This window comes from Phenylobacterium sp. (assembly GCF_046291545.1).
Classification (GTDB): domain Bacteria; phylum Pseudomonadota; class Alphaproteobacteria; order Caulobacterales; family Caulobacteraceae; genus Phenylobacterium.
Window position 1 is genome coordinate 446012 of record NZ_JBKBSM010000002.1, and the last position, 24091, is coordinate 470102.

Below are 24091 nucleotides of genomic sequence, written 5' to 3' on the forward strand. Positions count from 1 at the left end.
CAGCATGGTGAAAACCGTCATCGTCGGCGCCGGCGCCATGGGGCTGGCCGCGGCCCACTACGCTCTCAAGCTCGGCCACGAGGTCGATGTGGTGGAGGCCGACGCCGTGGCCGGCGGCATGGCCGCGCACTTCGACTTCGAAGGCCTGTCGATCGAGCGCTTCTACCATTTCATCTGCAAGCCGGACGCGCCCACCTTCGCCCTGCTGGAGGACCTGGGGATCGCCGACCGCCTGCGCTGGCGGCCGACGTCCATGGCCTATTTCGCCAAGGGCCGGCTGCATCCCTGGGGCGACCCGGTCTCGCTCCTGACCACTTCGCTCCTCGGGCCGGTGGAGAAGTTCCGCTACGGCCTGCAGATGTTCCTCACGTCGCGCCGCGACGCCTTCGACGACCTGGAGGGCGTCTCCGCTCGGGCCTGGATCGAGAAGGGGGCCGGCCGGTCGGTCTACGAGAAGCTCTGGCGCCAGCTCATGGACCTGAAGTTCTACCAGTACGCCGACGACATCTCCGCCGCCTGGATCGCCACGCGCGTGCGTCGCGTCGGCCGCTCCCGCCGCTCGCTGTTCCAGGAGGAGCTCGGCTATCTGGAGGGGGGCTCCCAGACGCTGGTCGACGCCCTCGTGGCCTCCATCGAGCGCCAGGGCGGCCGCGTCCATCTGGCCCATCCGGTGCAGGAGATCGAGGCCTATGACGGCCGCGTGACGGGCGTGCGCACCGCCAAGGGCCGCTTCGACGCCGAGGCGGTGATCTGCACCGTGCCGACCCCCTTCGTGCCCGGCCTCGTGCCGGCCCTGCCGCAGGCCTCCAAGGACAGCTACGCCGCCATCCGCAACATCGGCGTCATCTGCGTGGTGCATAAGCTCAGGACGCCCGTCACGCCTCACTTCTGGGTCAACATCATCGACCCGGACATCGAGATTCCGGGCGTCATCGAATTTTCGAACCTGCGGCCGACGGACGAGGCGGTGGTCTACGTGCCCTACTACATGCCGCCGGACGCGCCGAAGTGGACGGCGCCCGACGAGGCGCTCATCGCCGAGAGCTTCTCCTATCTGCAGCGGATCAATCCCCAGCTCCGCCCCGAGGACCGCATCGCCTCCCGCGTCGGGCGGCTGAAGCACGCCCAGCCGGTGTGCGAGCCGGGCTTCGCGGCCAAGATACCGCCCATCCAGACCCCGATCGCGGGGCTGCAGGTGGCGGACACCTGCTTCTACTATCCCGAGGACCGCGGCGTCTCCGAAGGCGCGCGCCTGGCGCGGGAAATGGCGCAGGTGATCGGCTCCTCCCGCGAGCCGCGCCGCCAGCCGGTGTTCGCATGACGGGCAGGGGGCGCGACTGGGGCGTTCTGGCCCCGGCCATCCTGCCGGTCCTGCTGGCCGCGACGACCCTGGCCGCCGTGCTGGCCGCCTGGCAGGCCACGCCCTACCAGGACCAGTGGGGGATGGTCGCCTCCTACCGCGACCTGCTCAGGCACGGACCCAGCCTCGAGTGGTTCTGGCGCCAGCACAACGAGCACCGCATCGTCTTCCCGCGCCTGGTGTTCCTGGCCGACATGGCCTGGACGCGCGGCTCCAACCTGGTGAACCTGACCACCATCCTGGCGATCCAGGCGCTCGGCGCCTGGCTATTCGTGCGCCTGGCGCTGCGCGGCGGCCTGCGGCCGCTGACGGCTGCGGCCGCGGCGCTCGCCGCCGCCTGCCTGTTTAGCCTAGCCCAGTGGGAGAACCTCGTCTGGGGGTTCCAGGTCCAGTTCGTGGGCGTCTACTGCGCCGGCGGCTGGGGCCTGTTCCTGTTCAGCCGGGCCATGCGCGAGCCGGCCGCGGTCGACTGGCGCGCCTGGGCCGGCGCCATGGCGCTGCTGGGCGTCTGCACCTTCTCCATGGCCAACGGCGTGCTGGTCGGCGGGGCGATGCTGCTGGTGGCCCTGGCGGTGCGCGGGTCCTGGCGGCTCCTGGGGGCGACCCTGGTCGTCGTGGCGGCCCTGGCGGCGCTCTACTTTTCCGGCTTCCGCCCGGTGGAGGGGCACTCCTCGCCGCTGGCCTCGATCCGCCGGCCCCTGGAGCTGGCGCAGTATGTGGCGGCCTACCTTGGAGCCCTGTTCGGCATGGGCCGGCCGATCTTGGCCCTCGGCTGCGGCCTGGTCGGGATCGGCCTCACGGCGGCCATGGCCCTTCAGGTGGTTCTTCGGCGCGAGCGCGACCCGGCCCAGCTTGCGGCCTTCGGAATCGTCCTTTTCGTCGGCCTCAGCGCGGGGGTCACGGCCCTCGGCCGCCTCGACTTCGGCTACGCGCAGGCGATCTCCAGCCGCTACGTCACGCCCTCGGCCTGGTTCTGGGCGGCCCAGTTCGTCTTCTGGGGCCGTTTCGCGGCGGCGGGCGAACGCCGCCTTGTGGGCGCCTGCGCCGGGCTGGCCTACGGCGTGGCCGCCTTCGTCCTGGTGCTCTCGCAGGGCCTCCTGTTCGCGGCGGTCAAGGCCTGGGACGCCAGGGTGAGCGCGGCCTCCGAGGCGCTCGTCATCGGCCTGGACGATCCCGCCGCCCTGGCCGTGCTCTATCCCAACCTGCCTGAGCTGCAGGACTGGAGCGGCTTCCTCAGGGCCCAACGCCTTTCGGTCTTCGCCGAACCTGAAGCCGGCTGGATCGGCGGCTCGGCCGAGGCGGTGCTGAAGCCCGCGCCGGCCTCGGCCTGCCTGGGGGCCTTCGACGTCCTCGACGCGCCTGCGCCCGGCGCCGCCTGGCGGGCCCGCGGCTGGGCCTGGGACCGGGAGGCCCGGCGCACGCCGCGCACCGTCGTCCTGGCGGCGGCGGACGGAACCCTGGTCGGCCTCGGCCGCTTCGGCGAGGCGCGGCCCGACGTGCAGCAGGCCGTTCCCCAGGTCTGGATCCTCGGCTCCGGCTGGAACGCGCTCGCGCGGCCGGACGCCACGGGACCGCTGCGCGCCTACGCGGTCCTGCGCGACGGACGGGCCTGCCCGATCGGCGAGAAGCCTGCGCCATGAGGGTCCTGGTCGGCCGGATCGCGGCGCTCTACTTCACCCCCGAATTCGTGCGCTTCCTGTTCGCCGGGGGCCTGGCGGCGGCGGCCAACTTCCTCTCGCGCTTCGCCCTGCAGCCGGGGCTCGGTTTCCTGGGGGCGGTGTTCGCGGCCTATCTGGTCGGCTTCGCCGTCGCCTTCGTGCTGAACCGGGCCTTCGTCTTCCCCAATTCGAATCGCAGCCTGCGCAGCCAGATCGCCTGGTTCCTGGTGTTCAATCTCGCCGCCCTGCCTGTGGTGGTGGGCGCCTCGATCCTGCTGCACCGCTACGTCTTCGGCCCGCTGATGCCCGAGGCGCTCGCCGAGGCCCTGGCCCACGGCGTCTCGATCCTGTTGCCCGTGCTCGTCAATTTCGTCGCGCACAAGCTCGTCACCTTCGCCCGCCACGAAGCCTGAGCGATTCGATCTTCCGGTGGGGCGGTGCAGGAAGGTTGGAGGCCTGGCCCGGAATCGAACCGGGGTGCACGGATTTGCAGTCCGCTGCGTAACCACTCCGCCACCAGGCCGTCCGGTATGCCGGCGCGAAGGCGCGCCGAGGCGGGAGGCGGATCGCTAACAGAACGCGCAGCCTCGGGCAATGTCTCTGACAGGCTCCGATTGCGCTGGAGTTAAGGGCGGACCTATAAGCCCCTCACCGATGCAGACCGCGAGGACTCGATGGCCGCCGATTTCGCCGCCGCCCGCTTGAACATGGTCGAAAGCCAGGTGCGCACCCAGGACGTGACGGACGTGCGCCTGCACGACGCCATGCGCGAAATCCCTCGCGAGACCCTGCTGCCGGCGGACAAGGCCTTCATGGCGTACGCCGACATCGACGCCGAATACGCGCCCGGCCGCTACCTTATGCGCCCGCGCAACGTCGCCAAGCTGCTCCAGGCGCTCAAGCTGGAGCCGGGCGAACGGGCCCTGGCCATCGCCGCGCCCTACGCCGCCGCCGTGCTGGAGCACCTGGGCCTTAGCGTCGAGCGCCTCGACGGCGAGGACCTGCGCGCGGTTCCGCCCGGCAAGTTCGACGTGGTCATCTGCGAGGGCGCAGTGGACAAGGCGCCGGACGCCTGGCTGAACGCCCTGGCCCCGACCGGCCGCCTGGCCGTGGTTGAGCGCACCGGGCCCGTCGGCAAGGCCGCGATCTATTGTCGCGCCGAGGAAGGCTTCGGCCGCCGCGACCTGTTCGACGCCACCCCGCCGGTCCTTGCCGGCTTCCAGCCGCAGCCGGGTTTCGCGTTCTGAAGCGTATTGGAAACACCTTCGAAACGTCAGGGTGAAAAAAGCTTAAGGACGCGCCCTCTGGTCCAAGTCCTAGGGCGCGGTCTAATAGGGGCGTTCTCTCGCTGCTTTCGGGGATATTCAATGTTCACCAGCCGTCGCACAGGCCTGATGGCCGCTGCATGCGTCGCGAGTCTGATCGGGGCCCTGGCGGCCACGCCGGTCAGCGCAGAAACCCTGGCCGACGCCATCGCGCTGGCCTACGAGAGCAACCCCACCCTGCAGGCCCAGCGCGCCACCCAGCGCGCCCTCGATGAAAGCGTCGTCCAGGCCCGCGCCGGCTGGCGGCCGACGCTGAGCGTATCCGGGCAGACGCTTTGGTCGCAGAGCCGCTCGCCCGGCGTCAGCAGCGCAGGCGTCGACACCAACGGCGACGGGATTCCGGACTCGGGCGTTGTGAACGCCACAACCGAAGGCTCCACCAACACCGCCACCCTCACGCTCGCGCAGCCGATCTGGACCGGCGGGCGCGTGGGCGCAGCCGTCTCGGCCGCCGAAGCCGACATCCTGGCGGGCCGCGAGAGCCTGCGTCGGGTCGAGGCCCAGGTGCTGGCCAGCGTGATTCAGGCCTATGTCGACGTGCGCCGCGACCAGCAGGCCCTGGCGATCCGCCAGGAGAACGTCAAGGTCCTCCAGCGCCAGCTCGAGGAATCCAACGCCCGCTTCGAAGTGGGCGAGATCACCCGCACCGACGTGGCCCAGTCCGAAGCGCGCCTCGCCGCCGCCCAGGCTCAGCTTCGCTCGGCCCAGGCCCAGCTCGCCGTCAGCCGCGCCAGCTACGCCGCCGTCGTCGGCCAGAACCCCGGCGAACTGGCGCCCGAGCCGTCCCTGGCCGGCCTGCTGCCGGCCGACGTCGATGTCGCCTTCGACGTCGCCGAACAGAACAACCCGCAGATCCGCGCCGCCGAATACGCCGCCCAGGCCAGCCGCGCCCGCGTCACCGCCGCTAAGGCCGAGCGCATGCCCAGCGTTTCAATCGGGGGCACCCTGGGTTGGACGGGCCTGGCCGAGCCGTTCGAACCCTCGGACTATCAGCGCAACCTCACCGGCCGCGCCACGCTGACCGTGCCGCTGTTCACCGGCGGCCTCACCAACAGCCGCGTGCGCGCCCAGATCGAGCGCAACAACGCCGACCGCATCGGCATCGAGTCCGCTCGCCGCAGCGTCCTGCAGTCGGTCACCCAGTCCTGGAACGAGCTGCTGGCCGCCCGCGCCAACATCGGCTCCTCGCAGGAGCAGGTGAGGGCGGCCACCATCGCCGCCGAGGGCACCCGCCAGGAGCAGCAGGTGGGCCTTCGCACCACCATCGACGTGCTCAACGCCGAGCAGGAGCTGCGCAGCGCCCAGCTCTCGCAGGTCAACGCGGTCCGCGACGAGTACGTGGCCGCCGCCTCCGTGCTCTTCTCCATGGGCCGGCTCGAGGCGCAGAACCTGACGCCGACCCTGGCCGTCTATGATCCGAAGACGAACTTCAAGAAGCTGCGGATCACCTGGGGCTGGGTGCCGTGGGAAGAGCCGATCGGCGTCGTCGATTCGGTCTTCGTGCCGAAGACGGACGAAAAGCCCCGCGAGCCGACCGTCACGATCGACGCGCCGCCGCCCGCGCCCGCCGCCACGCCCGAGCAATAGGCCCTAAACCCCTGCCGTCTCTCGCGTCCCAGGCGAATAGTCGCTTGCGGACTCGGGTGGAAATTGCAGGATCGGCCTGTCGCGCCTAGGCTAGGCGCACGGGATTCTCCGACGCTACCCCAACGGCTTAACCATGTCCGATCAGACCGCCCAAGAACCGACGATGGAGGAGATCCTGGCCTCCATCCGGCGCATCATCTCCGAAGATGACGCTCCGGAGTCTGAGGACAGCAAGCCGGGCGATCCGCCGGAAGCCGAGGTCGCCGAGGCGCCGGCCCTTGAGCTGCCGCCCGAGCCGGAGCCGGAGCCGGAACCCGAACTCACCGCCGCCGCCGACGAGGACGACGACGTCCTGGAGCTGACCGAGCGGGTCGAGACCGTCGGCGACCTCGACGTCTATTCGCCGACCACCGCCCCGGCCGCCGAGCCGGAGGCGTCCTCCCTCGACCTGGAGGAGGGGCTGGTCGGCCCCGCCGCGGCGAGCGCCGCCGCCTCGGCCTTCGGCCAGCTGTCGGCCTCGATCCTGATGGGCAACGCCGACCTGACCCTGGAGCAGCTCGTGCGCGAGATGCTGCGGCCGATGCTCAAGGACTGGCTCGACGCCAACCTGCCGCGGATTGTCCAGGCGACCGTCGACGCCGAGGTCGAGCGCATCGCCCGCGGCGGCCGCGTACGCTGAGGACCGCAGATAGCCGTCCGCTCGTCCCCGCCCACGCGGGGAGAGGCGTCTTGTCCAAGGATCCGGGCTGAACCGAAAAAGCCTGGCTCCCCGCTTTCGCGGGGGCGAGCGGGAATGTATTCACCGCCGACAACGCCATGCTTGAAAAAACCTTCGATCCGAAATCCGTCGAGCCGCGCCTCTACGGCGCCTGGGAGCAGTCGGGCGCCTTCGCGCCGACGGCCGATCCGTCCGCCGAGCCGTTCAGCATCGTCATCCCGCCGCCGAACGTCACCGGCTCGCTGCACATCGGCCATGCGCTGAACAACACCCTGCAGGACGTGCTGATCCGCTTCGAGCGGATGCGCGGCAAGGCGGCGCTGTGGCTTCCGGGCACCGACCACGCCGGCATCGCCACCCAGATGGTGGTCGAACGCCAGCTCGCCGCCGCCGGCAACATGACCCGCCGCGACATGGGCCGTGACGAGTTCGTGGCCAAGGTCTGGGAGTGGAAGGCCGAGTCCGGCGGCACGATCGTCAACCAGCTGCGCCGGCTGGGCGCCTCCTGCGACTGGAGCCGTGAGCGCTTCACCCTGGACGAGGGCCTCTCGGCCGCCGTGCGCAAGGTGTTCGTCACCCTCTACAAGCAGGGGCTGATGTACCGCGACAAGCGGCTGGTGAACTGGGATCCCTTCTTCCAGACCGCCATCTCCGACCTGGAGGTCGAGCAGAAGGAGGTCGAAGGAGCCTACTACCACTTCGCCTATCCGCTGGAGGACGGCTCCGGCGAGATCGTCGTGGCCACCACCCGCCCGGAGACCATGCTCGGCGACACCGCCGTGGCGGTCCATCCCGACGACGAGCGCTATAAGCATCTGGTCGGCAAGTGCGTGCGCCTGCCGATCGTCGGCCGGCCGATCCCGATCGTCGCCGACGACTACGCCGACCCGGAGAAGGGCTCCGGCGCGGTGAAGATCACCCCGGCGCACGACTTCAACGACTTCCAGGTCGGCAAGCGCCACAACCTGCCGTCCATCAACGTGATGGATGACTTCGCCCGGATCAACGACGCCGCGCCGGCCGAATTCCGCGGGCTGGACCGGTTCGTCGCGCGCCGGAAGGTCGTCGAGCAGATGGAAGCCCTAGGCCTGCTGCGCGGGATCGAGAAGACCCGCCACATGGTCCCCCACGGCGACCGCTCGGGCGTGCCGGTCGAGCCCTATCTGACCGACCAGTGGTACGTGAACGCCGAGGTCCTGGCCCGCCCCGCGATCAAGGCGGTGGAGGAGGGGGCCACCGTCTTCGAGCCCCGCCACTGGGAGAAGACCTATTTTGAATGGATGCGGAACATCCAGCCCTGGTGCGTCTCGCGCCAGCTCTGGTGGGGCCACCGCATCCCGGCCTGGTACGGCCCGGACGGCCGCGTCTTCGTCGAGGAGACCGAAGAGGCCGCCCGCGCCGCCGCGCGCGAGCACTACGGCCGCGACGAGCCGCTGCGCCAGGACGAGGACGTGCTGGACACCTGGTTCTCCTCGGGGCTGTGGCCGTTCTCCACGCTCGGCTGGCCGGAGAAGACCGCCGACCTGGAACGGTTCTATCCGACCCACACCCTGGTCACCGGCTTCGACATCATCTTCTTCTGGGTCGCCCGGATGATGATGATGGGCCTGCACTTCACCGGCGAGGTTCCCTTCAAGCGCGTCTTCATCAACGCCCTGGTCCGCGACGCCGAGGGCAAGAAGATGTCCAAGTCCAAGGGCAACGTGATGGACCCCCTGGAGCTGGTGGACGAATTCGGGGCCGACGCTCTGCGCTTCACCTTGACCGCCATGTCCGGCCAGGCGCGCGACATCAAGCTCTCTCGCCAGCGCATTGAAGGCTATCGCAATTTCGGCACCAAGCTGTGGAACGCCACGCGCTTCTGCCAGATGAACGGCTGCGCCCGGGCGGCGGGCTTCGACCCGGCCGCCGTGAAGGTGACCCTCAACCGCTGGATCGTCGGCCAGACCGCCCGCACCGCCCGCGCCGTGACCGAAGCCCTCGCCGGCTGCGGCTATGACGAGGCCGCCGGCGCGCTCTACCGCTTCATCTGGAACGTCTTCTGCGACTGGTACGTCGAACTCGCCAAGCCGATCCTAAACGGCGCCGACGAGGCCGCCCGCGACGAGACCCGGGCCACCGCCGCCTGGGCGCTGGATGTCATCCTGAAGCTGCTGCACCCGGTGATGCCTTTCATCACCGAAGAACTGTGGGCGCAGACGGCGCAGGAGGGGGCCGCCCGCGTTCATGACGGCTTCCTGATGACCGCGCCCTGGCCGGACCTTCCGGAGAGCCTTATCGATCCGGCCGCCGACGCCGAGATCGGCCTGGTGATCGCCGCCGTCAGCGAGGGCCGCTCGGTCCGCGCCGAGCTGAACGTCCCGCCGTCCGCCCGCCCGGCGCTGCTGGTGATCGAGGCCGATCCGCGCCAGCGCGAGGTGCTCCTCGCCAACGCCTCGGTGATCGGTCAGACGCTGCGGGTCAGCGAGGTCCGAGTCGAGGCGACCGCCCCGGAAGGGGCGATCCCCTACGTCGTGGAAGGCGCCACTCTGGCCCTGCCGGTCGCCGAGTTCATCGACCTGGCCGCCGAGCGCGCGCGCCTGGCCAAGGAGATCGGCGCCCTCGGCGCGGACGTGGAGCGCACCGCCAGGAAGCTCTCCAATCCGGACTTCGTCGCCCGTGCGCCCGAAGAGGTGGTCGAGGAGAACCGCGAGCGCCTGGCCGAGGCCGAGGCGGCCAAGGCCAAGCTCGAAGGCGCCCTGGCGCGGCTGGCCGGCGTGGGCTGAGTTTCGCTTCCATAACAGCGTTTTTCGTCGCACCCTTTCGACCGGGGGCAGGACAGGGACCGGGGCGCGGGCGGGCCGCGTCCCTGCCTGGTCGGGGGCGAGGCGATGCGTGGGGAAGAGTTCCTATTCAGTCTCATTCTGCTGGCGCTGATCGCCGGCGCGGTCTTCGTGGTCCTGCGGCTTCGGCGCGGGGTCGAGGCCGTCGCGCCGCTCTATGCGCCGGCTGACGTCACGCGCCTGGCGCTCGGCTCGCTCCTGCTCCAGGGCCCGCTGCTGCGCGGCCTGATCATCCGGCGCACGGCCAACCCCTTCCGCGCCCGCTCCCCCGAGCCGGGGCTGGACATCGAGCTGGTGGCGGCCGCGGCGCGGCGGTTCGACGACGAGGACCAGGGCTACTGGTGGACGATCGCCGGCCTGGCGCTCGCGCCATTTCTCCTCAACCGGCCGTCCATCCTGGTGCTGGTCTGGCTGGCCGCCATCGTCGGCGTCAGCCTTCGCCGGCGCTGGCGCATCCGCTTCCGGCTGGCGCCGCGGTTCGCGGAGGCCGCCTATGACCCCGCCGCGCTTCGGCGCGAGCTTGGCCTCGGCGAGGCCGCGCGCCCCGAGGGCGTGGAGGTGGTCTGCCACGGCGGCGGCGATCCGTTCGCCGGGCTGGGGGTCAATCTGGGCGGCTGGAACCTGGCCTTCGATCTCAACCGGCCCGCGCCCGGGGCCGACACGGTGTCCGGCCAGGTCACGGCCAGGGCCATGGAGGCGGCCATCGAGCAGGCCGTCCGCGGCCTGTCCCTGGACGGCCTGAAGCTGGGGGAGGTGATGTTCGTCGGCGGCGGGCAGGGCAAGGCTGCGGGAATCCAGCCCGATCCCTTCGTGCGCCCGGCGGACCGGGTGTCCGACGAGGTCGCCCGCGGCTTCCGCTTCGGCGGCCATCCGGGCGTGCGCGTCTATCAGCGGGCGTCGGTCACCGACTGGGCGGGCGAGCTGGTCTTCAGCTACCTGTTCCGCTGTCAGGTCCGCGGCTCGATGCTCACGATCGAGGCCGCCCAGGTCGCCCTGACCCCGGCCGCGGAGACCTACCGCGAGATCGACCGCCTTCGCGGCCACGGGTTCTGGGAAGCGGTGCGCTGGTGGGCGGGGGCCGTCGCCGCCGTGCCGCTGGACGTGCTGACCGCCTTCCTCACCATCAGCCGCCGGGTCGCCGAGGTCGCCGACGAGGCCCTGTTCGGCGGCGTGGCCGGACGCGAGCGGCGGGAAATCCAGGCCAATCCCGCCTACAACTACGGCGCCATGTGGTCGCTGCGAACCCACATGGCCGCAGGCGCCTTTGCGAGCTACTTCCAGAAGGTCGACGCCGCCCAGTACTTCCACGCGGTCAACGCCCAGGTCCTCAACGCCGTCGGCGACCTCCTGCGCGCCCACGGCGTGGATGCGGGCGACCTGGAGGCGCAGTCGACCCTGATCCAGAACAACACCGTGCAGATCACGGCCGAGCGCGACGTGTCGCTATCGGGGGTCGCCATCGGTCCGAACGCCAAGGCGCAGGGCGCGCTCAGCAGCATCGCCCGCGCCGTAACGCCAGGGAGCAAGTCATGAGCCGCGACAACAGCATCAACATCAACGCCGGCCGCGACGTGCGGATCGACGCCCTGGCGGTGGGTGACGGCGCCCAGGCCGCCGCCGGGTCTTCGCCCACGGCCGCCCTGCTGGTGGAGCGCTTCGACGAGATTCGCGCCGTCTTCGAGCGGCTGGAGGCGAGCGGCGAATTGACCGCGCCCCAGGCCGAGCTTCTGCGCGCCGACGTGGCCGCCGCCGAGGAGGCCGCGGTCGAGGCGGTGAAGGACGAGAAGCGCAAGGATTCCCTCACCGAGCGGCTGCGGCGCGTCTCCGTCGGCGTCCAGAGCTTCTGCCGCGATCAGGACGACGTCTGGCGGGCGCTGGAGTCGGTGGCTTCGGTCTGCGCCATCCCTCTGGCCCTGCTGGGCTTGCCGCGCCCTTGAGGGCTCCGAGCCCAACGCGCGTTTGCCTCGAACGCTAGGTTATGCTTGTTCACCTGAGACGACGTGCGGCGCGTTAGGCCGCGCGCGCAGCATTAGGAGAACGCCCATGACCGAGGCCGCTCTGCCCGCCGGCTGGCCCGCCATGTCCATCAAGGATGCCCACGCGCTGCTCACCGCGCCGGGTTCGCCGCTGGAAATGGAGGAGGTCACCCTGCCGTGGGGGGTGAAGGTCCGGTCCTGGAAGAACCAGCCGCCGACCCTGCGCAGCATCGTCGAGGCCTCCCGCGCCCACGCCGACCGCGTGTTCCTGGTCTATGAGGACGAGCGCGTCACCTTCGAGGCCTTCTATCGCGCCGTCTCCGCGCTCGCCCGCGAACTCCAGGCCCAGGGCGTCCAGAAGGGCGACCGGGTCGCGGTCATCATGCGCAACCTGCCCGAATGGGTGGTCGCCTTCTACGCCGCCGCCTCGATCGGCGCGATTGTCACCCCGCTGAACGCCTGGTGGACCGGGCCCGAGCTGCAGTACGGCCTGACCGATTCCGGCTCCAAGGTCGCCATCGTCGACGCCGAGCGCTACGAGCGCTTGGCCGAGCACCTGCATGACTGCCCCGACCTCAAGCGCGTCTACGTCTCGCGCGAGGCCGACGAGATCGCCCACCCGATGGTCGCCAAGCTCGAGGACGTGATCGGCGGCGCCGGCGACTGGGCCGGCCTGCCCGACCAGACCCTGCCGCCCTGCGAGATCGTCCCGGACGACGAGGCGACGATCTTCTACACCTCCGGCACCACCGGGAAGCCGAAGGGCGCCCTGGGCACCCATCGCGGCATCAATTCCAACATCATGAGCGCCGGCGCGGCCGGGGCCCGCCACTTCCTGCGCAAGGGCGAAGCGCCCCCGGCGCCGGACCCGAACGCGCCCCAGCGCTCGACCCTGCTGTCCGTGCCGTTTTTCCACGCCACCGGCTGCTTCGCCGTCCTGAACCCGATGCTGTTCTTCGGCGGCAAGCTGGTCATGCAGTACAAGTGGGACGTGATCCGAGCCTTCGAGCTGATCCAGCGCGAGAAGATCCAGTCCGCCGGCGGGGTGCCCACCATCGCCTGGCAGCTGATCGAGCATCCCGCCCGCGCCAACTACGACCTGTCCTCCCTTGAGTCCGTCTCCTACGGCGGCGCCCCGTCCGCGCCCGAGCTGGTGCGCCGCATCCGCGAGGCCTTCCCCAAGTCGCAGCCGGGCCAGGGCTGGGGCATGACCGAGACCTGCGCCACCGTCACCAGCAACGGCGCCGAGGACTACGTCAACCGGCCCGACAGTTGCGGTCCCGCCGCCGCGGTGGCCGAGCTCAAGATCGTTGATCCCGCCGACGGCGTGACCGAGCTGCCGGTCGGCCAGCTTGGCGAGCTGTGGGCCAAGGGGCCGATGATCGTGAAGGGCTACTGGAACAAGCCCGAGGCGACGGCCCAGACCTTCGTCGACGGCTGGGTGCGCACCGGCGACCTCGCCCGCCTGGACGAGGAGGGCTTCTGCTTCATCGTCGATCGGGCCAAGGACATGCTGATCCGCGGCGGCGAGAACATCTACTGCGTCGAAGTCGAGAACGTCCTTTACGACCACCCGGCGATCATGGACGCCGCCATCGTCGGCATCCCGCACAAGACCCTGGGCGAGGAGCCGGCCGCGGTGGTCACCCTGAAGCCGGGCGCCCAGGCCACCGAGCAGGAGCTGCGCGCCCACGTCGCCGAGCGCCTGGCGGCCTTCAAGGTGCCGGTGAAGGTGAAGTTCTGGCCCGAGACCCTGCCGCGCAACGCCAACGGCAAGATCCTGAAGAACGACCTCAAGAAGGTGTTCGCCGAGGAGCAGGCCGAGGCCTGATCGCCGGCTGACCCGCAAGCGCGCCGACATCCTGCTGGTCGAGCGCGGCCTGTTCGACAGCCGCGCCAAGGCCCGGGCGGCCATCGAGGCCGGCCGGGTGACGGCGGCGGGGCGCCGGCTCGCGCGGGCGTCGGACCTCGTCGACGACGACGCCGCGATCGAGGCGCAGCCCGCTCATCCCTTCGTCGGCCGCGGCGCGCTCAAGCTGGTCCGCGCACTGGAGCTGTGGCCGATCAGGGTGGAGGGCCGCGTCGTGCTCGATGTGGGCGCCTCCACCGGCGGGTTCACTGAGGTCTGCCTCGGGGCGGGCGCGCGGCGGGTCTACGCCGTCGACGTCGGCCGCGGCCAGCTCCATCCCAAGGTGGCCGCCGATCCGCGCGTCGTCTCCCTGGAAGGCGTGGACGCCCGGGTCCTGGACGCCGCGCGCGTGCCCGAGCCGCCGGAGCTGGTGGTCTGCGACGTCAGCTTCATCGGCCTCGCCAAGGCGCTGCCCGCCGCCCTGGCGCTCGCCGCCCCGGGCGCGGATCTGGTGGTCCTGGTCAAGCCGCAGTTCGAGGTGGGCCGCGAGTTCGTCGGCAAGGGCGGCGTCGTCAGGGACGCCGCGGCCCAGCATCGCGCGGTGGACGCGGCCCAGATGTTCCTGGCCGCTGAAGGCTGGACGGCGCGTGCCGCCGCCGACAGCCCCGTCGCCGGGGGCGACGGCAACCGCGAGTTCCTGGTCTGGGCGACGAAGGGGCCTGGCTGAGCGGATTCAAGAAAGGCCGCCAGCGGGGGCGCGGCGGCCTTTCCGACGCCCTGGACCGCGCCGTCCGGCCCGGGTCGGGCGGACGGTTCGATCCAAGCTCGTGTGGAGGCGCTGGGCGGACGCCCGTCGGCGGTCAGTCGACGACCTGATAGCGGCCGCCGCCGTCCTGGCAGACGCGCACGAAGCGCTTCTGCACGCGGCCGTCCGGCAGGTAGATCGGGCTTTCGGCCAGGGTGCAGCCATCAGCGCCGGGCCGTTCGGTCACCGCATAGCTGTCGTAGCTGTCATAGCTGTCGTAGTAGCGGTCGTTCGCGCTGTAGCGGTTGTCGTAGTAGCGGCCGTCGTTGTAGGGCCGGTTGTAGTTGTAGCTCGTGCGCGGCGGCGACGCGTAGCTCGGCGCGCAGGCGGCCGAACGGTTGCCGACGGCCGCGCCGGTCGCCGCGCCCAGGGCCCCGCCCAGCAGGGCGCCTTCGGTGCGGGCGTTGCGCGCCGCGGCGTTGGAGCCGATCACCGCGCCGATCGCGCCGCCGATCAGGGCGCCGGCGGTGCCGCGGTTGGTCTGGTCGCGGCGGCAGGGATCATAGTTGTAGCCGCCGTAGTAGCCGGCCGATTGGGCCGCGGCGAAGCTCGGGACCGACAGGGCGCCGGTGAGGGCCATGACGCCCGCGACCGCGGTCAGGGCGCCCTTGGCGAGACGGGAACGGTTGAACATCTTCTGCTCCTTGGAATTCGGGGTCGCGCCGGGTCAGGCCCGGCCGCTGGGCCGCCAGACGCCGTCGCGTCCGCGGCAGACTTCGAAGCTGTGGGTGCGGCCGTCATAGTATTCTTGCACCCAGCGGCAGTTGGACCGGGCCGACAGGCGGCGGGGATAGTCGACGCACTTCACGCGGCTCTTGGCGATCTGGTGGCCGGCCACGGCGCCGACGGCGCCGCCCAGAACCGCGCCCTCGGTCTTGACGCCCTTGGCGGCGACCGCCGAGCCCAGGAGCGCGCCGGCCACGGCGCCGACGGCGGTGCCGGTGTTGGCCTGGCGCCGCTGCTCGGCCCGGCAGACGTCGCCGTCGCCGTAGCTGCGGGCCGACTGGGCGGCGGCGAACTGCGGGGCGACGAGCGCCGGCGCGGCGACCGCGGCGGCGACGGCCAGGGCGATTATCCGGTTCATGGACCTCTCCTTGACGTATAAGCGGCGCCCCTCGCCGCGTTTCGACCGTGACAATGGCGGGGCCAAGCTGAACGAGGCTTGAGCGGTTCGTTCATCTTCGTTCATCTGGCCGCCGCCGAAATGCGGGCGGCGGGCGGGGCGGACCGCTTCCGCAAGGGAAAACAGACGTGAGAATGCGACGTTCCAGACCTTCGCCGCGACCCGCCCCCGCCGGTCCCGAGCCGATCGCCGAACTGGCGATCGAAGCCATGGGCGGGGAGGGGGACGGGCTTGCGCCTGGCCCGGTGTTCGTGCCCTTCACCTTGCCGGGGGAACGGGTGCGGGCGGCCGGCCGGGGCGAGCGGCGCGAGCTTGTGGAGGTGCTGGAGCCCAGTCCAGAGCGCGTCGCCCCGCCGTGCCCGCACTTCGGCGCCTGCGGCGGCTGCGCCCTGCAGCACTGGGAGCACGGCGCCTATCTGGCCTGGAAGGTCGAGCGCCTGCGCGCCACCCTGGCGCGCCAGCACATCGAGACCGAGCTGCTGGCGCCCTTCGCGGCCGCTCCGGCCACTCGCCGTCGGCTGGCCCTGCACGCCCGGGCGGGACGCAGGGACGCCGCGCGCCTGGGCTACAAGGCCCGCAAGTCCTGGAGCCTGGTGGAGGTCGACACCTGCGTGATCGCCGACCCGCGCCTGGTCGCCGCCCTTCCGGCCCTGGCGCGGCTGGCTGCGCCGCTGTTCGAGCATCCCAAGTCCGCTCCGACCCTGCATGTCACCCTCACCGGCGCCGGCCTCGACATCGACATTTCCGGGGTGGAGCGCAAAAGCGGCGGTTTGTCGGCGGACTCGCGGCTACGTGTGGCCGAGGTTGCGGCGCAGTCGGATTTCGCCCGCGTCACTCTTGATGGCGAGGTCGCCTATCTGGCCCGCCAGCCGACGGTCGCCTTCGGCCCGGCGGTGGTGGCGCTGCCGGCCGGCGCCTTCCTGCAGGCGACGCCCCAGGCGGAGGCGGCCATGGTCGCCTTCGTCACCGCCCAGGCCGCCGGCGCGCACCGCATCGCCGACCTCTACTGCGGGGCGGGGACCTTCACCTTTCCCTTGGCCGCCCTGGCGCCGGTGTACGCCGCCGACGGCGCCGCGCCCGCCGTCGCCGCGCTCAAGGCGGCGATCGCCACCGCCCCCGGGCTGAAGGCGATCACCCCCGAGGCCCGCGATCTCGTGCGCCGGCCGATGCTGGCCGAGGAAATGAAGAAGACCGACCTCGTGGTCTTCGACCCGCCCCGCGCCGGGGCGGCGGAGCAGGCCGCCGAGATCGCACGCTCCGGGGTGGCGCGGGTGATCGGCGTGTCCTGCAATCCCGCCACCTTCGCCCGCGACGCGCGCACCCTGATCGACGCCGGCTTCCGGCTGGAGCGGATCCTGCCCGTGGACCAGTTCCTATGGTCCGCCCACATGGAGCTCATCGGCGTCTTCGCTCGCTGATCAGCCGGCGGCGAACAGGTCCATCTGGTCGCCGGCCCTGGGCGGACGGCGAAACCGCGACAGGTCCAGCGGCGCGAGCTCCCGGTCCAGGCCGTGCCGCCGCTTGGCCGCGCGGAAGCGCTGGCTCAGGAGGTCGGCGATCGGGCCTTCGCCCTTCATCCGCTTGCCGAACTCGGTCTGATAGGCCGCCCCGCCGCGCATCTGGCGCACCAGCGACATCACCCGCTGGGCCCGGTCCGGATGGTCGCTGGCCAGCCATTCCTGGAACAGGTCCTTGATCTCCAGCGGCAGGCGCAGGGCCACATAGGCCGCGGCCGATGCGCCGGCTGCGGCGCTGGCCTCCAGCACGGCCTCCAGCTCGTGGTCGTTGAGGCCGGGGATGACCGGGGCGAACATCACCACCACGGGCACGCCGGCCTCGCTGAGCCGGCGCACCGCCTCCAGGCGCCGCTGCGGCGTGGCCGCTCTCGGCTCCATGCTGCGGGCCAGCGCCCGGTCCAGGGTGGTGATCGAGATCGCCGCGCGGACCAGATTCTGCGCCGCCATGGGACGCATCAGGTCCAGGTCGCGCTGGATCAGCGCCGACTTGCTGATGATCGAGAACGGGTGGTTGAAGCGCTGCAGCACCTCGATCACCGCCCGGGTGGTGCGCAGGCGCCGCTCCTGCGGCTGATAGGGGTCGGTGTTGCCGCCGATGTGGATGACGTCGGGCTTGTAGCGGGGCGAGGACAGCTCCCGTTCCAGGAGCTTGCCCGCGTCCGGCTTGAAGAACAGCCTGGACTCGAAGTCCAGGCCCGGCGAGAGCCCCACATAGGCGTGGGCGGGCCGGGCGTAGCAGTAGATGCAGCCGTGCTCGCAGCCCCGGTAGGGATTGATCGAGCTGTCGAACCCCACGTCCGGACTGTCGTTGTGGGTGATGATCGTGCGCGCCGCCTCCGGCGTGACCGTCGTCTTCAGCGGGGCGAGCGCGGCGTCGGCCTCGGTCCAGCCGTCGTCGAACGCCTCGCGCAGTCGGCTTTCATAGCGCCCGGTGGCGTTGGACCGCGCGCCGCGGCCGCGGAGGTGGGGTTGCGGGTTCGACACCCGGCTACCCAATCACGGCGGCGCGAACAAAGAAAGAACAAAAGCCGGCTTCAGCCGCCGTAGAAGCGCTGCATCACCGCATGGACCACCACCGCGAAGCTGGCGACGGGGAAGGCGAGGACCAGGCCGGCGAGCGCGGCCTTGACCGCGTCCGTGGCCGGATGCGCCCGCGCCGCCCGCGCGCCTTCGACGAGCAGGGTGGCGAAGACGGCCAGGGGCAGCAGGTAGCGGCCCTGCACCCCGTTCACCTTGTCCAGGCCCACATCGGTCCACAGCAGGTACATGCCCAGGAAGACGCCGCCGCCGGCCAGCGCCACGATCACGGGCGCGGCGGCCTTGGTCGCCGTCCAGGCCCGCCCGGTCCGTCCGCCCAGGGCCACCAGCACGGCCAGGACGACCGCCGCGACGGCCGCCGGATAGATCGCCTTGGGCAGCGGCGTGTCCAGCCAGCCGAGGATGCCGATGGCCGAGCGCAGCAGGAAATCCCACTCCAGCGTCAGGGTGTTCACCGCGATCGGCCAGACGTTCAGCGGGTGCGCCATGAGCAGGGCCGCTTGCGCCTCGGCGTCGACCGCGGTGCCCGGCAGGCGGATCGGCGTGCGCACCGCCGCGTCCATCCACAGCGACCAGGCGACGGGAAGTCCGAAGGAGATCGCCGCCGCCAGCGCCCGCAGCCGGAGCGTCAGGCCGGGCGCGGTCAGCAGGATCAGGCCGAAGACGGCGTAGGGCGGCTTGGTCGCCGCCACCAGGCCAAAGCAGAGCGCGGCCGCCAGCGCCGCCTTCGGCGTCATCGCCCGTTGCTCGTAGATGGCGCGGGAGGCCAGCGCCACCCCCAGCGCCGTCGTCACCAGCAGCAGGCCGTCGCAGCTCACCGCCGCATAGAGCGAGCAGGACATCGGCAGGGCGAGGATCGCGAACATCGGCCACCGCGCCCGTCCCGCGATCCTCAGCGCCAGGAAGCCGAGGAGGACGCAGCACACCGCCCCCGCCGCCCGGGCGAGGTAGAGGGTGTCGACCACGCGCCAGTCGAACGCCTTGCCCACCGCCATGGCCGCCGAGGCGGGCAGGTAGAACACCGGAGGATAGACCGCCGCGCCAGGAAAGGCGGTCTGCATGATGCGCCCGTCGAACCGGTACTGCGCCGCCGCCTCGAAGTCGGCGGGCGTGGCCTTCACTTCCGGATGGAAGCGCATGTCGCCGAACGGCTCGGCCGCCTCGGCGATCGGGATGTCCACCATGCCTCCGGCCACGCGGGCCTGCGGCGTGCCGGTCCGCTCGCCGATGAGCCGGCCGAAGGTGGTCAGGTTCGCCCGCTGCGCATGCGCCACCTCGTCGGCGTTCATGAACGGCGGGATCTTCAGCGCCAGGAACAGGCTCGTCGCCAGCGCCAGCACGACGAACACATAAGGACACGCCCGGTGGAGCTGGTGGATACGCGAAGACAAGAACGGGCTCCCCGGCGCGACGCTCGACGCGCGGTGTAACGGACCTGAAGCGATCCTTTCAAGTTGTACACGCAAGCTCGGCCGCCGCCACCTGCGGCTTGACGCCTTGAACCTGGGACCGCTTCTAGGCGCCATGATTTCGGCGATCGTCCCCACCCTGAATGCGGCCCGCGACCTGCACCTGTTGCTCAGCGCCCTGGTTCCCGCCGCGGCCGACGGGCTGGTGCGCCAGGTCCTGGTGGTGGACGGCGGCTCCAGCGACGGCACTCTGGAGCTCTGCGAGGACGCGGGCGCCGACGTGCTCACGACCACCCTGGCCGACGCCGTGGCCGGCGCGCGGGGCGAGTGGGTGCTGGTGCTGCCGGTGAACCTGCGTCTGCGGCGCGGCTGGGGCGAGGCGGTGGCCGCGCATCTGGAGCGGGGCGGGCAGGCGGCCCTGCTGACCGAGGGCGTCGATCAGGGCGGCTGGCTCGCCCGCCTGCGCACGCCCGCCAGGGCCGGCGTGCTTCTTCGCCGGTCCGCTGCGGCGGCCCTGGGGTCGACGGCCGATCTGGACGCCCTGCGCCGCCTGGCGGGCCGCGCGCCGCGTCTGTCCTGAGCTAGAAGTCCAGCCGCGCGTCGACCACCGGGGCGCCCGAGGCCAGGGCGTCCAGCGTCTTGGTCTCCTCGCCGAACATGCGCCGGTAGATCCAGTAGGCGGCGACCACCTGCTCGACGTAGTTGCGGGTCTCCTGGGCGGGCAGGCTCTCGATCACCAGCAGGCTGTCGGCGTCCTCGCCCAGCATCTGGGCCGTGCGCAGCAGCGTGCCCGGCCCGCCGTTGTAGGCGGCCACCGCGCGCAGCAGGTCGTAGCCGACGCCCCGTTCCATCAGCCAGGTCACATAGTCCTGGCCGACGCGCAGGTTGAAGGAGGGGTCGAACAGCGGGCTGGTGTCGGCCTTCAGCTTGTCGTCCCCGGCGGCGCGGGCGGCGGCGTCGGGCATCAGCTGCATCAGGCCCACCGCGCCGGCCCGGGACACGGCCAGCGGATTGAACCGGCTCTCCTGGCGCACGATGGCGTAGACCAGGGCCTTGTCGATGGTGAAGCCCGACTGCGGCTGCAGGATCGGCGTCGGATAGTCGCCGCGGAAGGTGGCGATCGCCGCGTCCCCGGCGGAGGTGAGGGGGGCGTTCAGCGACAGGATCAGGGCCGTCCAGAGGCTGCGTTCGGCCTCGGTGCGCGCCAGGGTCAGCCCCGCGCGCAGCTCCAGCCCGGCCTCGTTGATCAGGCCGATCTGGGCCAGCCCCGCCGCGCGGTGCGCCCGCGGATTGGTCTTGACGAACCGCGCCAGGTCCACGCCCGGCCCGTCGAACTCGGCGCGGATGAACATCGGCGATGCGCTGACCGGCGCCTCGGAGACCTCGACCGGGGACGCCTCTTCGGCGGTGATCAGGCGCACGCGCCGCGCGGCGATCTGGCCGTAGAAGGTCTCGCGCTCCTTGGCTGCGATCCGCAGAAAGGGTTGCACCGCCTCGCGCTCGCCGGCCTGCTCCGCCGCCCGCGCGGCCCAGAAGCCGCCGGCCGCCCGCAGCCAGGCGTCCTCGGACTTGCGCGCCACCTCGGCGAAATAGCCCTGGGCCTTGGGGTAGTCCTTCAGGCGATAGGCGGCCAGGCCGGCGATCCAGGTCTCGCCCGCGCCCGGCGCCAGCGCCAGGGCCAGGCGCACGTCGCCGGAATAGTACGCCTCGCGCGCCCGCCGCGCCTTGTCGCCCGGCAGCGGCCCGGCGAGGCGGCGGGCGGCCTGCTCCACGCGGCCCCAGCCCGAGGTCGAGATCACCGGCGCCCGCGGCGCCGGCGCCTCGGCGGGCTTGCGCTTCATCGCCAGGGCGAACACCCGGTCCGCGCCGGGCAGGTCGGCGTACCTGGAAAGCCAGTCGGCGAGTTCCTGGAAGGTCGCCTTGTGCGCGGTCGGGTGCATCAGCCGGCGGAAGCTGAGGTGGCCCTCCAGCGACTCGTCCTTGATCTCGGCGGCCTGCACCTGGGCGCCGATGAAGTCGCCTTGCTCCACGGCGGCGAAGGCGGCCGTGTAGCGGCGCACGTCCCACGGCGACAGCGCCTGCGGGGCGGCGGCGGCTTGGCCGGCGATGGCGGCGATGAGGATCGCGGCCCGGGCCGCGATCCGCATGCGCGTCATGAGCGTCATGCCGTCTTCCACGCGCAGCCGTTCACGGCGTGTCTGCGTGGCCCTTTTCCGATGCGTGCTTAGGCTTAATGAGGCCGGTCCGGCCGATCAAGCCTTTCCGTCAGCGTCATCAGATCGCTCCACGCCTTCTTCTTGGCCGCCGGTTGTCTGAGCAGAAACGCCGGGTGGAGCGTCGGCATCGCGGGCAGTTCGAGCGTTTCGTCGGCGCTGCGCCACTCGAACCACCGCCCGCGCAGGGACAGGATGCCCTCGTCGCGCTTGAGCATCGACTTGGCCGCCGCCGCCCCGAGCAGCAGGATCATGCGCGGCGCCACCAGCTCGATGGCCCGCTCGACGAAGGGGGCGCAGACCATCTGCTCGGCCGCGCTCGGGGTGCGGTTGCCCGGCGGGCGCCAGAACACCGTATTGGTGATGAACACCCGGTCCTTCAGGCCTGCGGCCGCCAGCATGCGGTCCAGGAGCTGGCCCGCGCGGCCGACGAAAGGCTCGCCGCGCTGGTCCTCCTCCGCGCCGGGGCCTTCGCCGATGACCATCAGCGGCGCGTCCGGGCGGCCGCGGGCGAACACCGCCTGGCGCGCGGCGCCCTCGAAGCGGATGGGACAGCCCTCGAAGGCGGCGATGGCGGCCTTCAGGGCCTCCAGGTCCTTCGCCTCGCCGGCCGCCCGCCGCGCCTCGGCGATGGCGGCGGAGACGTCGGGACCGCCGCGGGCGGCGGCGGCGGGCTTCTGCGGCGCCTCGCTCCGACGCTCGGGCGGCTTGGGCGGGATGATGCGCCCAGCGGCGATCCGGTCGAGCGGTTCGTCCAGCAGCATGGCGTCCACGCCGGCCTCGGCCCAGAAGGCCAGGAGGCTCTCGGCGGCGCGCTCGGGGGGTGTTCTGGACGTCTCAGTCATGGCGCCTTCGGCCCGTGCGGCCTTGTTTATCCTTGACCGCCAGCGTGCGACCTTCCGATAAGTCGCGCGACGGATCAACGCTGCGCGGGGTTTAGGGGAGGGGACCTCGCCCGCGCAACGCAAGAAGGAGCACTGGGGAAAATGAGCCAAGACGTCGAACGCGAGTCCATGGAGTACGACGTCGTCATCGTCGGCGCCGGCCCCTCGGGGCTGTCCGCCGCGATCCGGCTCAAGCAGCTGGCCGCCGCGGCCGGGACCGACATCTCCGTCGCCGTGCTGGAAAAGGGCTCGGAGGTCGGCGCCCACATCCTGTCCGGCGCGGTGATCGATCCGCGGGGCATCAACGAGCTGATCCCCGACTGGAAGGAACAGGGCGTGCCGCTGGAGACCGCGGTGACCCGGGACAAGTTCCTGGTGCTCGGGCCCCAGGGCGAGCTGGACATCAGCTGGCTGCCGTTCCCGAAGTTCATGCTGAACCACGGCAACTACATCGCCTCCCTGGGCAACGTCTGCCGCTGGCTGGGCCAGCACGCCGAGAGCCTGGGGGTGGAGATCTACCCCGGCATGGCCGCTTCGGACGTGGTCTACAACGCCGACGGCTCGGTGAAGGGCGTCGTGGCCGGCGTGTTCGGCGTCGACAAGGACGGCCAGCCCGGCCCCGACTACCAGCCCGGCGTCGAGCTGCACGCCAAGTACACCTTCATCGGCGAGGGCGTGCGCGGCTCCCTGGCCAAGCAGCTCCAGGCCAAGTTCGGCCTGACCGAGGGCCGCGACGCGCAGAAGTTCGGCATCGGCATCAAGGAGCTGTGGCAGGTTCCCGACGAGTGCTTCGAGCCGGGCCTCACCCAGCACACCTTCGGCTGGCCGCTGGACAACCAGACCGGCGGCGGCAGCTTCATGTACCACTTCGGGGACAACTACGTGGCCATCGGCTTCGTGGTCCACCTGAACTACAAGAACCCGTGGATCTCGCCCTTCGACGAGTTCCAGCGCTTCAAGACCCATCCGGCGATCCGGCCCTATCTGGAAGGCGGCAAGCGCATCGCCTACGGCGCGCGGGCGATCACCGAGGGCGGCCACCAGTCGCTGCCGCAGCTCTATTTCCCCGGCGGGGTGCTGCTGGGCTGCTCGGCCGGCATGGTCAACGTGCCGCGGATCAAGGGCAGCCACAACGCGGTCAAGAGCGGCATGCTGGCGGCCGAGGCCGCCTTCGCCGCCATCCAGGAAGGCCGCGCCGGCGACGAGCTCAAGGCCTATGAGGACAGCTACCACAAGTCCTGGGTGGCCAAGGAGCTCAAGAGCGTCCGCAACTTCAAGCCGCTGTGGTCGAAATTCGGCACCATCCCCGGCATCGGCCTTGGCGGGCTCGACGCCATCATGGCCAACATGCTGGGCGGCTGGTCCCCCTGGGGCACGCTCAAGCACGGCAAGACCGATGCGGCCTCGACGGGCCTGGCCAAGGACTACAAGCCGATCGTCTACCCCAAGCCCGACAACGAGGTCAGCTTCGACAAGCTCTCCTCGGTGTTCCTGTCGGCGACGAACCACGACGAGAACCAGCCGGCGCACCTGAAGCTGAAGGATCCGAGCGTTCCGATCAGCGTGAACCTGCCGCGGTTCGGCGAGCCGGCGCGGCTCTACTGCCCGGCCGGCGTCTACGAGGTGCTGTACGACGAGCAGGGCCAGAACCCGCGGTTCCAGATCAATTTCCAGAACTGCGTCCACTGCAAGACTTGCGACATCAAGGACCCCTCGCAGAACATCAACTGGACGACGCCCCAGGGCGGCGACGGGCCCAACTATCCGAACATGTGACGCCTCGCGCCCTTGCGGCGCGGCGGCAAAG

20 protein-coding genes and 1 tRNA gene are annotated in these 24091 nt (G+C 71.3%); 14 read left to right on the forward strand and 7 right to left on the reverse strand.

Annotated features, from left to right (window positions below; translation table 11 throughout):
- Positions 1–4 precede the first annotated feature (4 nt).
- The 3 genes from ACK4YQ_RS08685 to ACK4YQ_RS08695 are packed head-to-tail and all read left to right on the forward strand — an operon-like array spanning position 5 to position 3431.
- Positions 5–1321, forward strand: coding sequence for an NAD(P)/FAD-dependent oxidoreductase (locus ACK4YQ_RS08685; RefSeq protein WP_409610372.1), 1317 nt, complete (start codon positions 5–7; stop codon positions 1319–1321).
- Entirely contained in the window at positions 1318–3000 is a 1683-nt protein-coding gene (locus ACK4YQ_RS08690) for a hypothetical protein (protein WP_409610374.1), read from the forward strand. Before ACK4YQ_RS08685 ends, ACK4YQ_RS08690 begins: the two co-directional genes overlap by 4 nt.
- Complete coding sequence (locus ACK4YQ_RS08695; protein WP_409610376.1) at positions 2997–3431, forward strand: GtrA family protein; 435 nt, start codon at positions 2997–2999, stop codon at positions 3429–3431. The genes ACK4YQ_RS08690 and ACK4YQ_RS08695 overlap by 4 nt, the downstream gene beginning before the upstream one ends.
- Before the next feature lie 36 nt (positions 3432–3467).
- On the opposite strand, the gene ACK4YQ_RS08700 is transcribed toward ACK4YQ_RS08695, so the two are convergent.
- Positions 3468–3541, reverse strand: a tRNA-Cys gene (locus tag ACK4YQ_RS08700).
- Positions 3542–3692: 151 nt separating this feature from the next.
- Here ACK4YQ_RS08700 and ACK4YQ_RS08705 point away from each other — a divergent pair.
- The 8 genes from ACK4YQ_RS08705 to ACK4YQ_RS08740 all read left to right on the forward strand — a co-directional run bounded on the left by ACK4YQ_RS08705 (position 3693) and on the right by ACK4YQ_RS08740 (position 14022).
- A complete protein-coding gene (locus ACK4YQ_RS08705) occupies positions 3693–4265 on the forward strand; it encodes a protein-L-isoaspartate O-methyltransferase family protein (protein WP_409610378.1) in 573 nt (190 codons plus the stop codon).
- A gap of 120 nt (positions 4266–4385) precedes the next feature.
- Positions 4386–5930, forward strand: a complete 1545-nt coding sequence (locus tag ACK4YQ_RS08710; protein ID WP_409610380.1) for a TolC family outer membrane protein — start codon at positions 4386–4388, stop codon at positions 5928–5930.
- Positions 5931–6063: 133 nt separating this feature from the next.
- Positions 6064–6609, forward strand: coding sequence for a DUF2497 domain-containing protein (locus ACK4YQ_RS08715; protein WP_409610382.1), 546 nt, complete (start codon positions 6064–6066; stop codon positions 6607–6609).
- Positions 6610–6746: 137 nt separating this feature from the next.
- Entirely contained in the window at positions 6747–9413 is a 2667-nt protein-coding gene (locus ACK4YQ_RS08720; RefSeq protein WP_409610384.1) for a valine--tRNA ligase, read from the forward strand.
- Between the two features lie 105 nt (positions 9414–9518).
- Positions 9519–11003 carry a hypothetical protein gene (locus tag ACK4YQ_RS08725; RefSeq protein WP_409610386.1) on the forward strand — a complete coding sequence of 495 codons (1485 nt, stop codon included), beginning with the start codon at positions 9519–9521 and terminating at the stop codon, positions 11001–11003.
- The gene (locus ACK4YQ_RS08730; protein ID WP_409610388.1) at positions 11000–11407 is read left to right on the forward strand and encodes a hypothetical protein; all 408 of its coding nucleotides are present in this window, start codon (positions 11000–11002) and stop codon (positions 11405–11407) included. Before ACK4YQ_RS08725 ends, ACK4YQ_RS08730 begins: the two co-directional genes overlap by 4 nt.
- A gap of 106 nt (positions 11408–11513) precedes the next feature.
- Positions 11514–13277: a class I adenylate-forming enzyme family protein gene (locus ACK4YQ_RS08735; RefSeq protein ID WP_409610390.1), complete on the forward strand. Its 1764-nt coding sequence runs from the start codon at positions 11514–11516 to the stop codon at positions 13275–13277.
- Positions 13278–13284: 7 nt separating this feature from the next.
- Positions 13285–14022, forward strand: coding sequence for a TlyA family RNA methyltransferase (locus tag ACK4YQ_RS08740; RefSeq protein ID WP_409610684.1), 738 nt, complete (start codon positions 13285–13287; stop codon positions 14020–14022).
- Between the two features lie 133 nt (positions 14023–14155).
- Here ACK4YQ_RS08740 and ACK4YQ_RS08745 read toward each other — a convergent pair whose 3' ends face one another.
- Entirely contained in the window at positions 14156–14734 is a 579-nt protein-coding gene (locus ACK4YQ_RS08745) for a glycine zipper 2TM domain-containing protein (protein ID WP_409610392.1), read from the reverse strand.
- Positions 14735–14767: 33 nt separating this feature from the next.
- Entirely contained in the window at positions 14768–15184 is a 417-nt protein-coding gene (locus tag ACK4YQ_RS08750) for a glycine zipper 2TM domain-containing protein (RefSeq protein WP_409610394.1), read from the reverse strand.
- Between the two features lie 173 nt (positions 15185–15357).
- Here ACK4YQ_RS08750 and ACK4YQ_RS08755 point away from each other — a divergent pair, with 173 nt between their 5' ends.
- Positions 15358–16641, forward strand: coding sequence for a class I SAM-dependent RNA methyltransferase (locus ACK4YQ_RS08755; RefSeq protein WP_409610396.1), 1284 nt, complete (start codon positions 15358–15360; stop codon positions 16639–16641).
- Here ACK4YQ_RS08755 and ACK4YQ_RS08760 read toward each other — a convergent pair whose 3' ends face one another.
- Entirely contained in the window at positions 16642–17724 is a 1083-nt protein-coding gene (locus tag ACK4YQ_RS08760; protein ID WP_409610398.1) for a PA0069 family radical SAM protein, read from the reverse strand.
- A 50-nt stretch (positions 17725–17774) separates the two neighbouring features.
- Positions 17775–19169: a DUF2142 domain-containing protein gene (locus ACK4YQ_RS08765; RefSeq protein ID WP_409610400.1), complete on the reverse strand. Its 1395-nt coding sequence runs from the start codon at positions 19167–19169 to the stop codon at positions 17775–17777.
- A 133-nt stretch (positions 19170–19302) separates the two neighbouring features.
- Here ACK4YQ_RS08765 and ACK4YQ_RS08770 point away from each other — a divergent pair, with 133 nt between their 5' ends.
- The gene (locus ACK4YQ_RS08770) at positions 19303–19767 is read left to right on the forward strand and encodes a glycosyltransferase (RefSeq protein ID WP_409610402.1); all 465 of its coding nucleotides are present in this window, start codon (positions 19303–19305) and stop codon (positions 19765–19767) included.
- Between the two features lies 1 nt (position 19768).
- On the opposite strand, the gene ACK4YQ_RS08775 is transcribed toward ACK4YQ_RS08770, so the two are convergent.
- Together ACK4YQ_RS08775 and ACK4YQ_RS08780 are read right to left on the reverse strand one after the other, a co-directional pair.
- Positions 19769–21352: a lytic transglycosylase domain-containing protein gene (locus ACK4YQ_RS08775; RefSeq protein WP_409610404.1), complete on the reverse strand. Its 1584-nt coding sequence runs from the start codon at positions 21350–21352 to the stop codon at positions 19769–19771.
- Positions 21353–21417: 65 nt separating this feature from the next.
- Positions 21418–22245, reverse strand: coding sequence for a uracil-DNA glycosylase (locus tag ACK4YQ_RS08780; RefSeq protein WP_409610406.1), 828 nt, complete (start codon positions 22243–22245; stop codon positions 21418–21420).
- A gap of 141 nt (positions 22246–22386) precedes the next feature.
- Between ACK4YQ_RS08780 and ACK4YQ_RS08785 the strand changes: the two genes are divergently transcribed.
- Entirely contained in the window at positions 22387–24060 is a 1674-nt protein-coding gene (locus tag ACK4YQ_RS08785; protein WP_409610408.1) for an electron transfer flavoprotein-ubiquinone oxidoreductase, read from the forward strand.
- Positions 24061–24091 lie beyond the last annotated feature (31 nt).

Excerpts from the sequence above, each read along its gene's own strand:
- ACK4YQ_RS08775 (WP_409610404.1), bottom strand. The coding sequence starts at position 21,352 with ATGACGCTCATGACGCGCATGCGGATCGCGGCCCGGGCCGCGATCCTC.
- ACK4YQ_RS08690 (WP_409610374.1), top strand. The coding sequence starts at position 1,318 with ATGACGGGCAGGGGGCGCGACTGGGGCGTTCTGGCCCCGGCCATCCTG.
- ACK4YQ_RS08725 (WP_409610386.1), top strand. The coding sequence starts at position 9,519 with ATGCGTGGGGAAGAGTTCCTATTCAGTCTCATTCTGCTGGCGCTGATC.
- ACK4YQ_RS08755 (WP_409610396.1), top strand. The coding sequence starts at position 15,358 with ATGCGACGTTCCAGACCTTCGCCGCGACCCGCCCCCGCCGGTCCCGAG.
- ACK4YQ_RS08720 (WP_409610384.1), top strand. The coding sequence starts at position 6,747 with ATGCTTGAAAAAACCTTCGATCCGAAATCCGTCGAGCCGCGCCTCTAC.
- ACK4YQ_RS08685 (WP_409610372.1), top strand. The coding sequence starts at position 5 with ATGGTGAAAACCGTCATCGTCGGCGCCGGCGCCATGGGGCTGGCCGCG.
- ACK4YQ_RS08710 (WP_409610380.1), top strand. The coding sequence starts at position 4,386 with ATGTTCACCAGCCGTCGCACAGGCCTGATGGCCGCTGCATGCGTCGCG.
- ACK4YQ_RS08735 (WP_409610390.1), top strand. The coding sequence starts at position 11,514 with ATGACCGAGGCCGCTCTGCCCGCCGGCTGGCCCGCCATGTCCATCAAG.
- ACK4YQ_RS08785 (WP_409610408.1), top strand. The coding sequence starts at position 22,387 with ATGAGCCAAGACGTCGAACGCGAGTCCATGGAGTACGACGTCGTCATC.
- ACK4YQ_RS08695 (WP_409610376.1), top strand. The coding sequence starts at position 2,997 with ATGAGGGTCCTGGTCGGCCGGATCGCGGCGCTCTACTTCACCCCCGAA.
- ACK4YQ_RS08730 (WP_409610388.1), top strand. The coding sequence starts at position 11,000 with ATGAGCCGCGACAACAGCATCAACATCAACGCCGGCCGCGACGTGCGG.
- ACK4YQ_RS08770 (WP_409610402.1), top strand. The coding sequence starts at position 19,303 with ATGATTTCGGCGATCGTCCCCACCCTGAATGCGGCCCGCGACCTGCAC.
- ACK4YQ_RS08750 (WP_409610394.1), bottom strand. The coding sequence starts at position 15,184 with ATGAACCGGATAATCGCCCTGGCCGTCGCCGCCGCGGTCGCCGCGCCG.
- ACK4YQ_RS08780 (WP_409610406.1), bottom strand. The coding sequence starts at position 22,245 with ATGACTGAGACGTCCAGAACACCCCCCGAGCGCGCCGCCGAGAGCCTC.
- ACK4YQ_RS08705 (WP_409610378.1), top strand. The coding sequence starts at position 3,693 with ATGGCCGCCGATTTCGCCGCCGCCCGCTTGAACATGGTCGAAAGCCAG.
- ACK4YQ_RS08745 (WP_409610392.1), bottom strand. The coding sequence starts at position 14,734 with ATGTTCAACCGTTCCCGTCTCGCCAAGGGCGCCCTGACCGCGGTCGCG.
- ACK4YQ_RS08715 (WP_409610382.1), top strand. The coding sequence starts at position 6,064 with ATGTCCGATCAGACCGCCCAAGAACCGACGATGGAGGAGATCCTGGCC.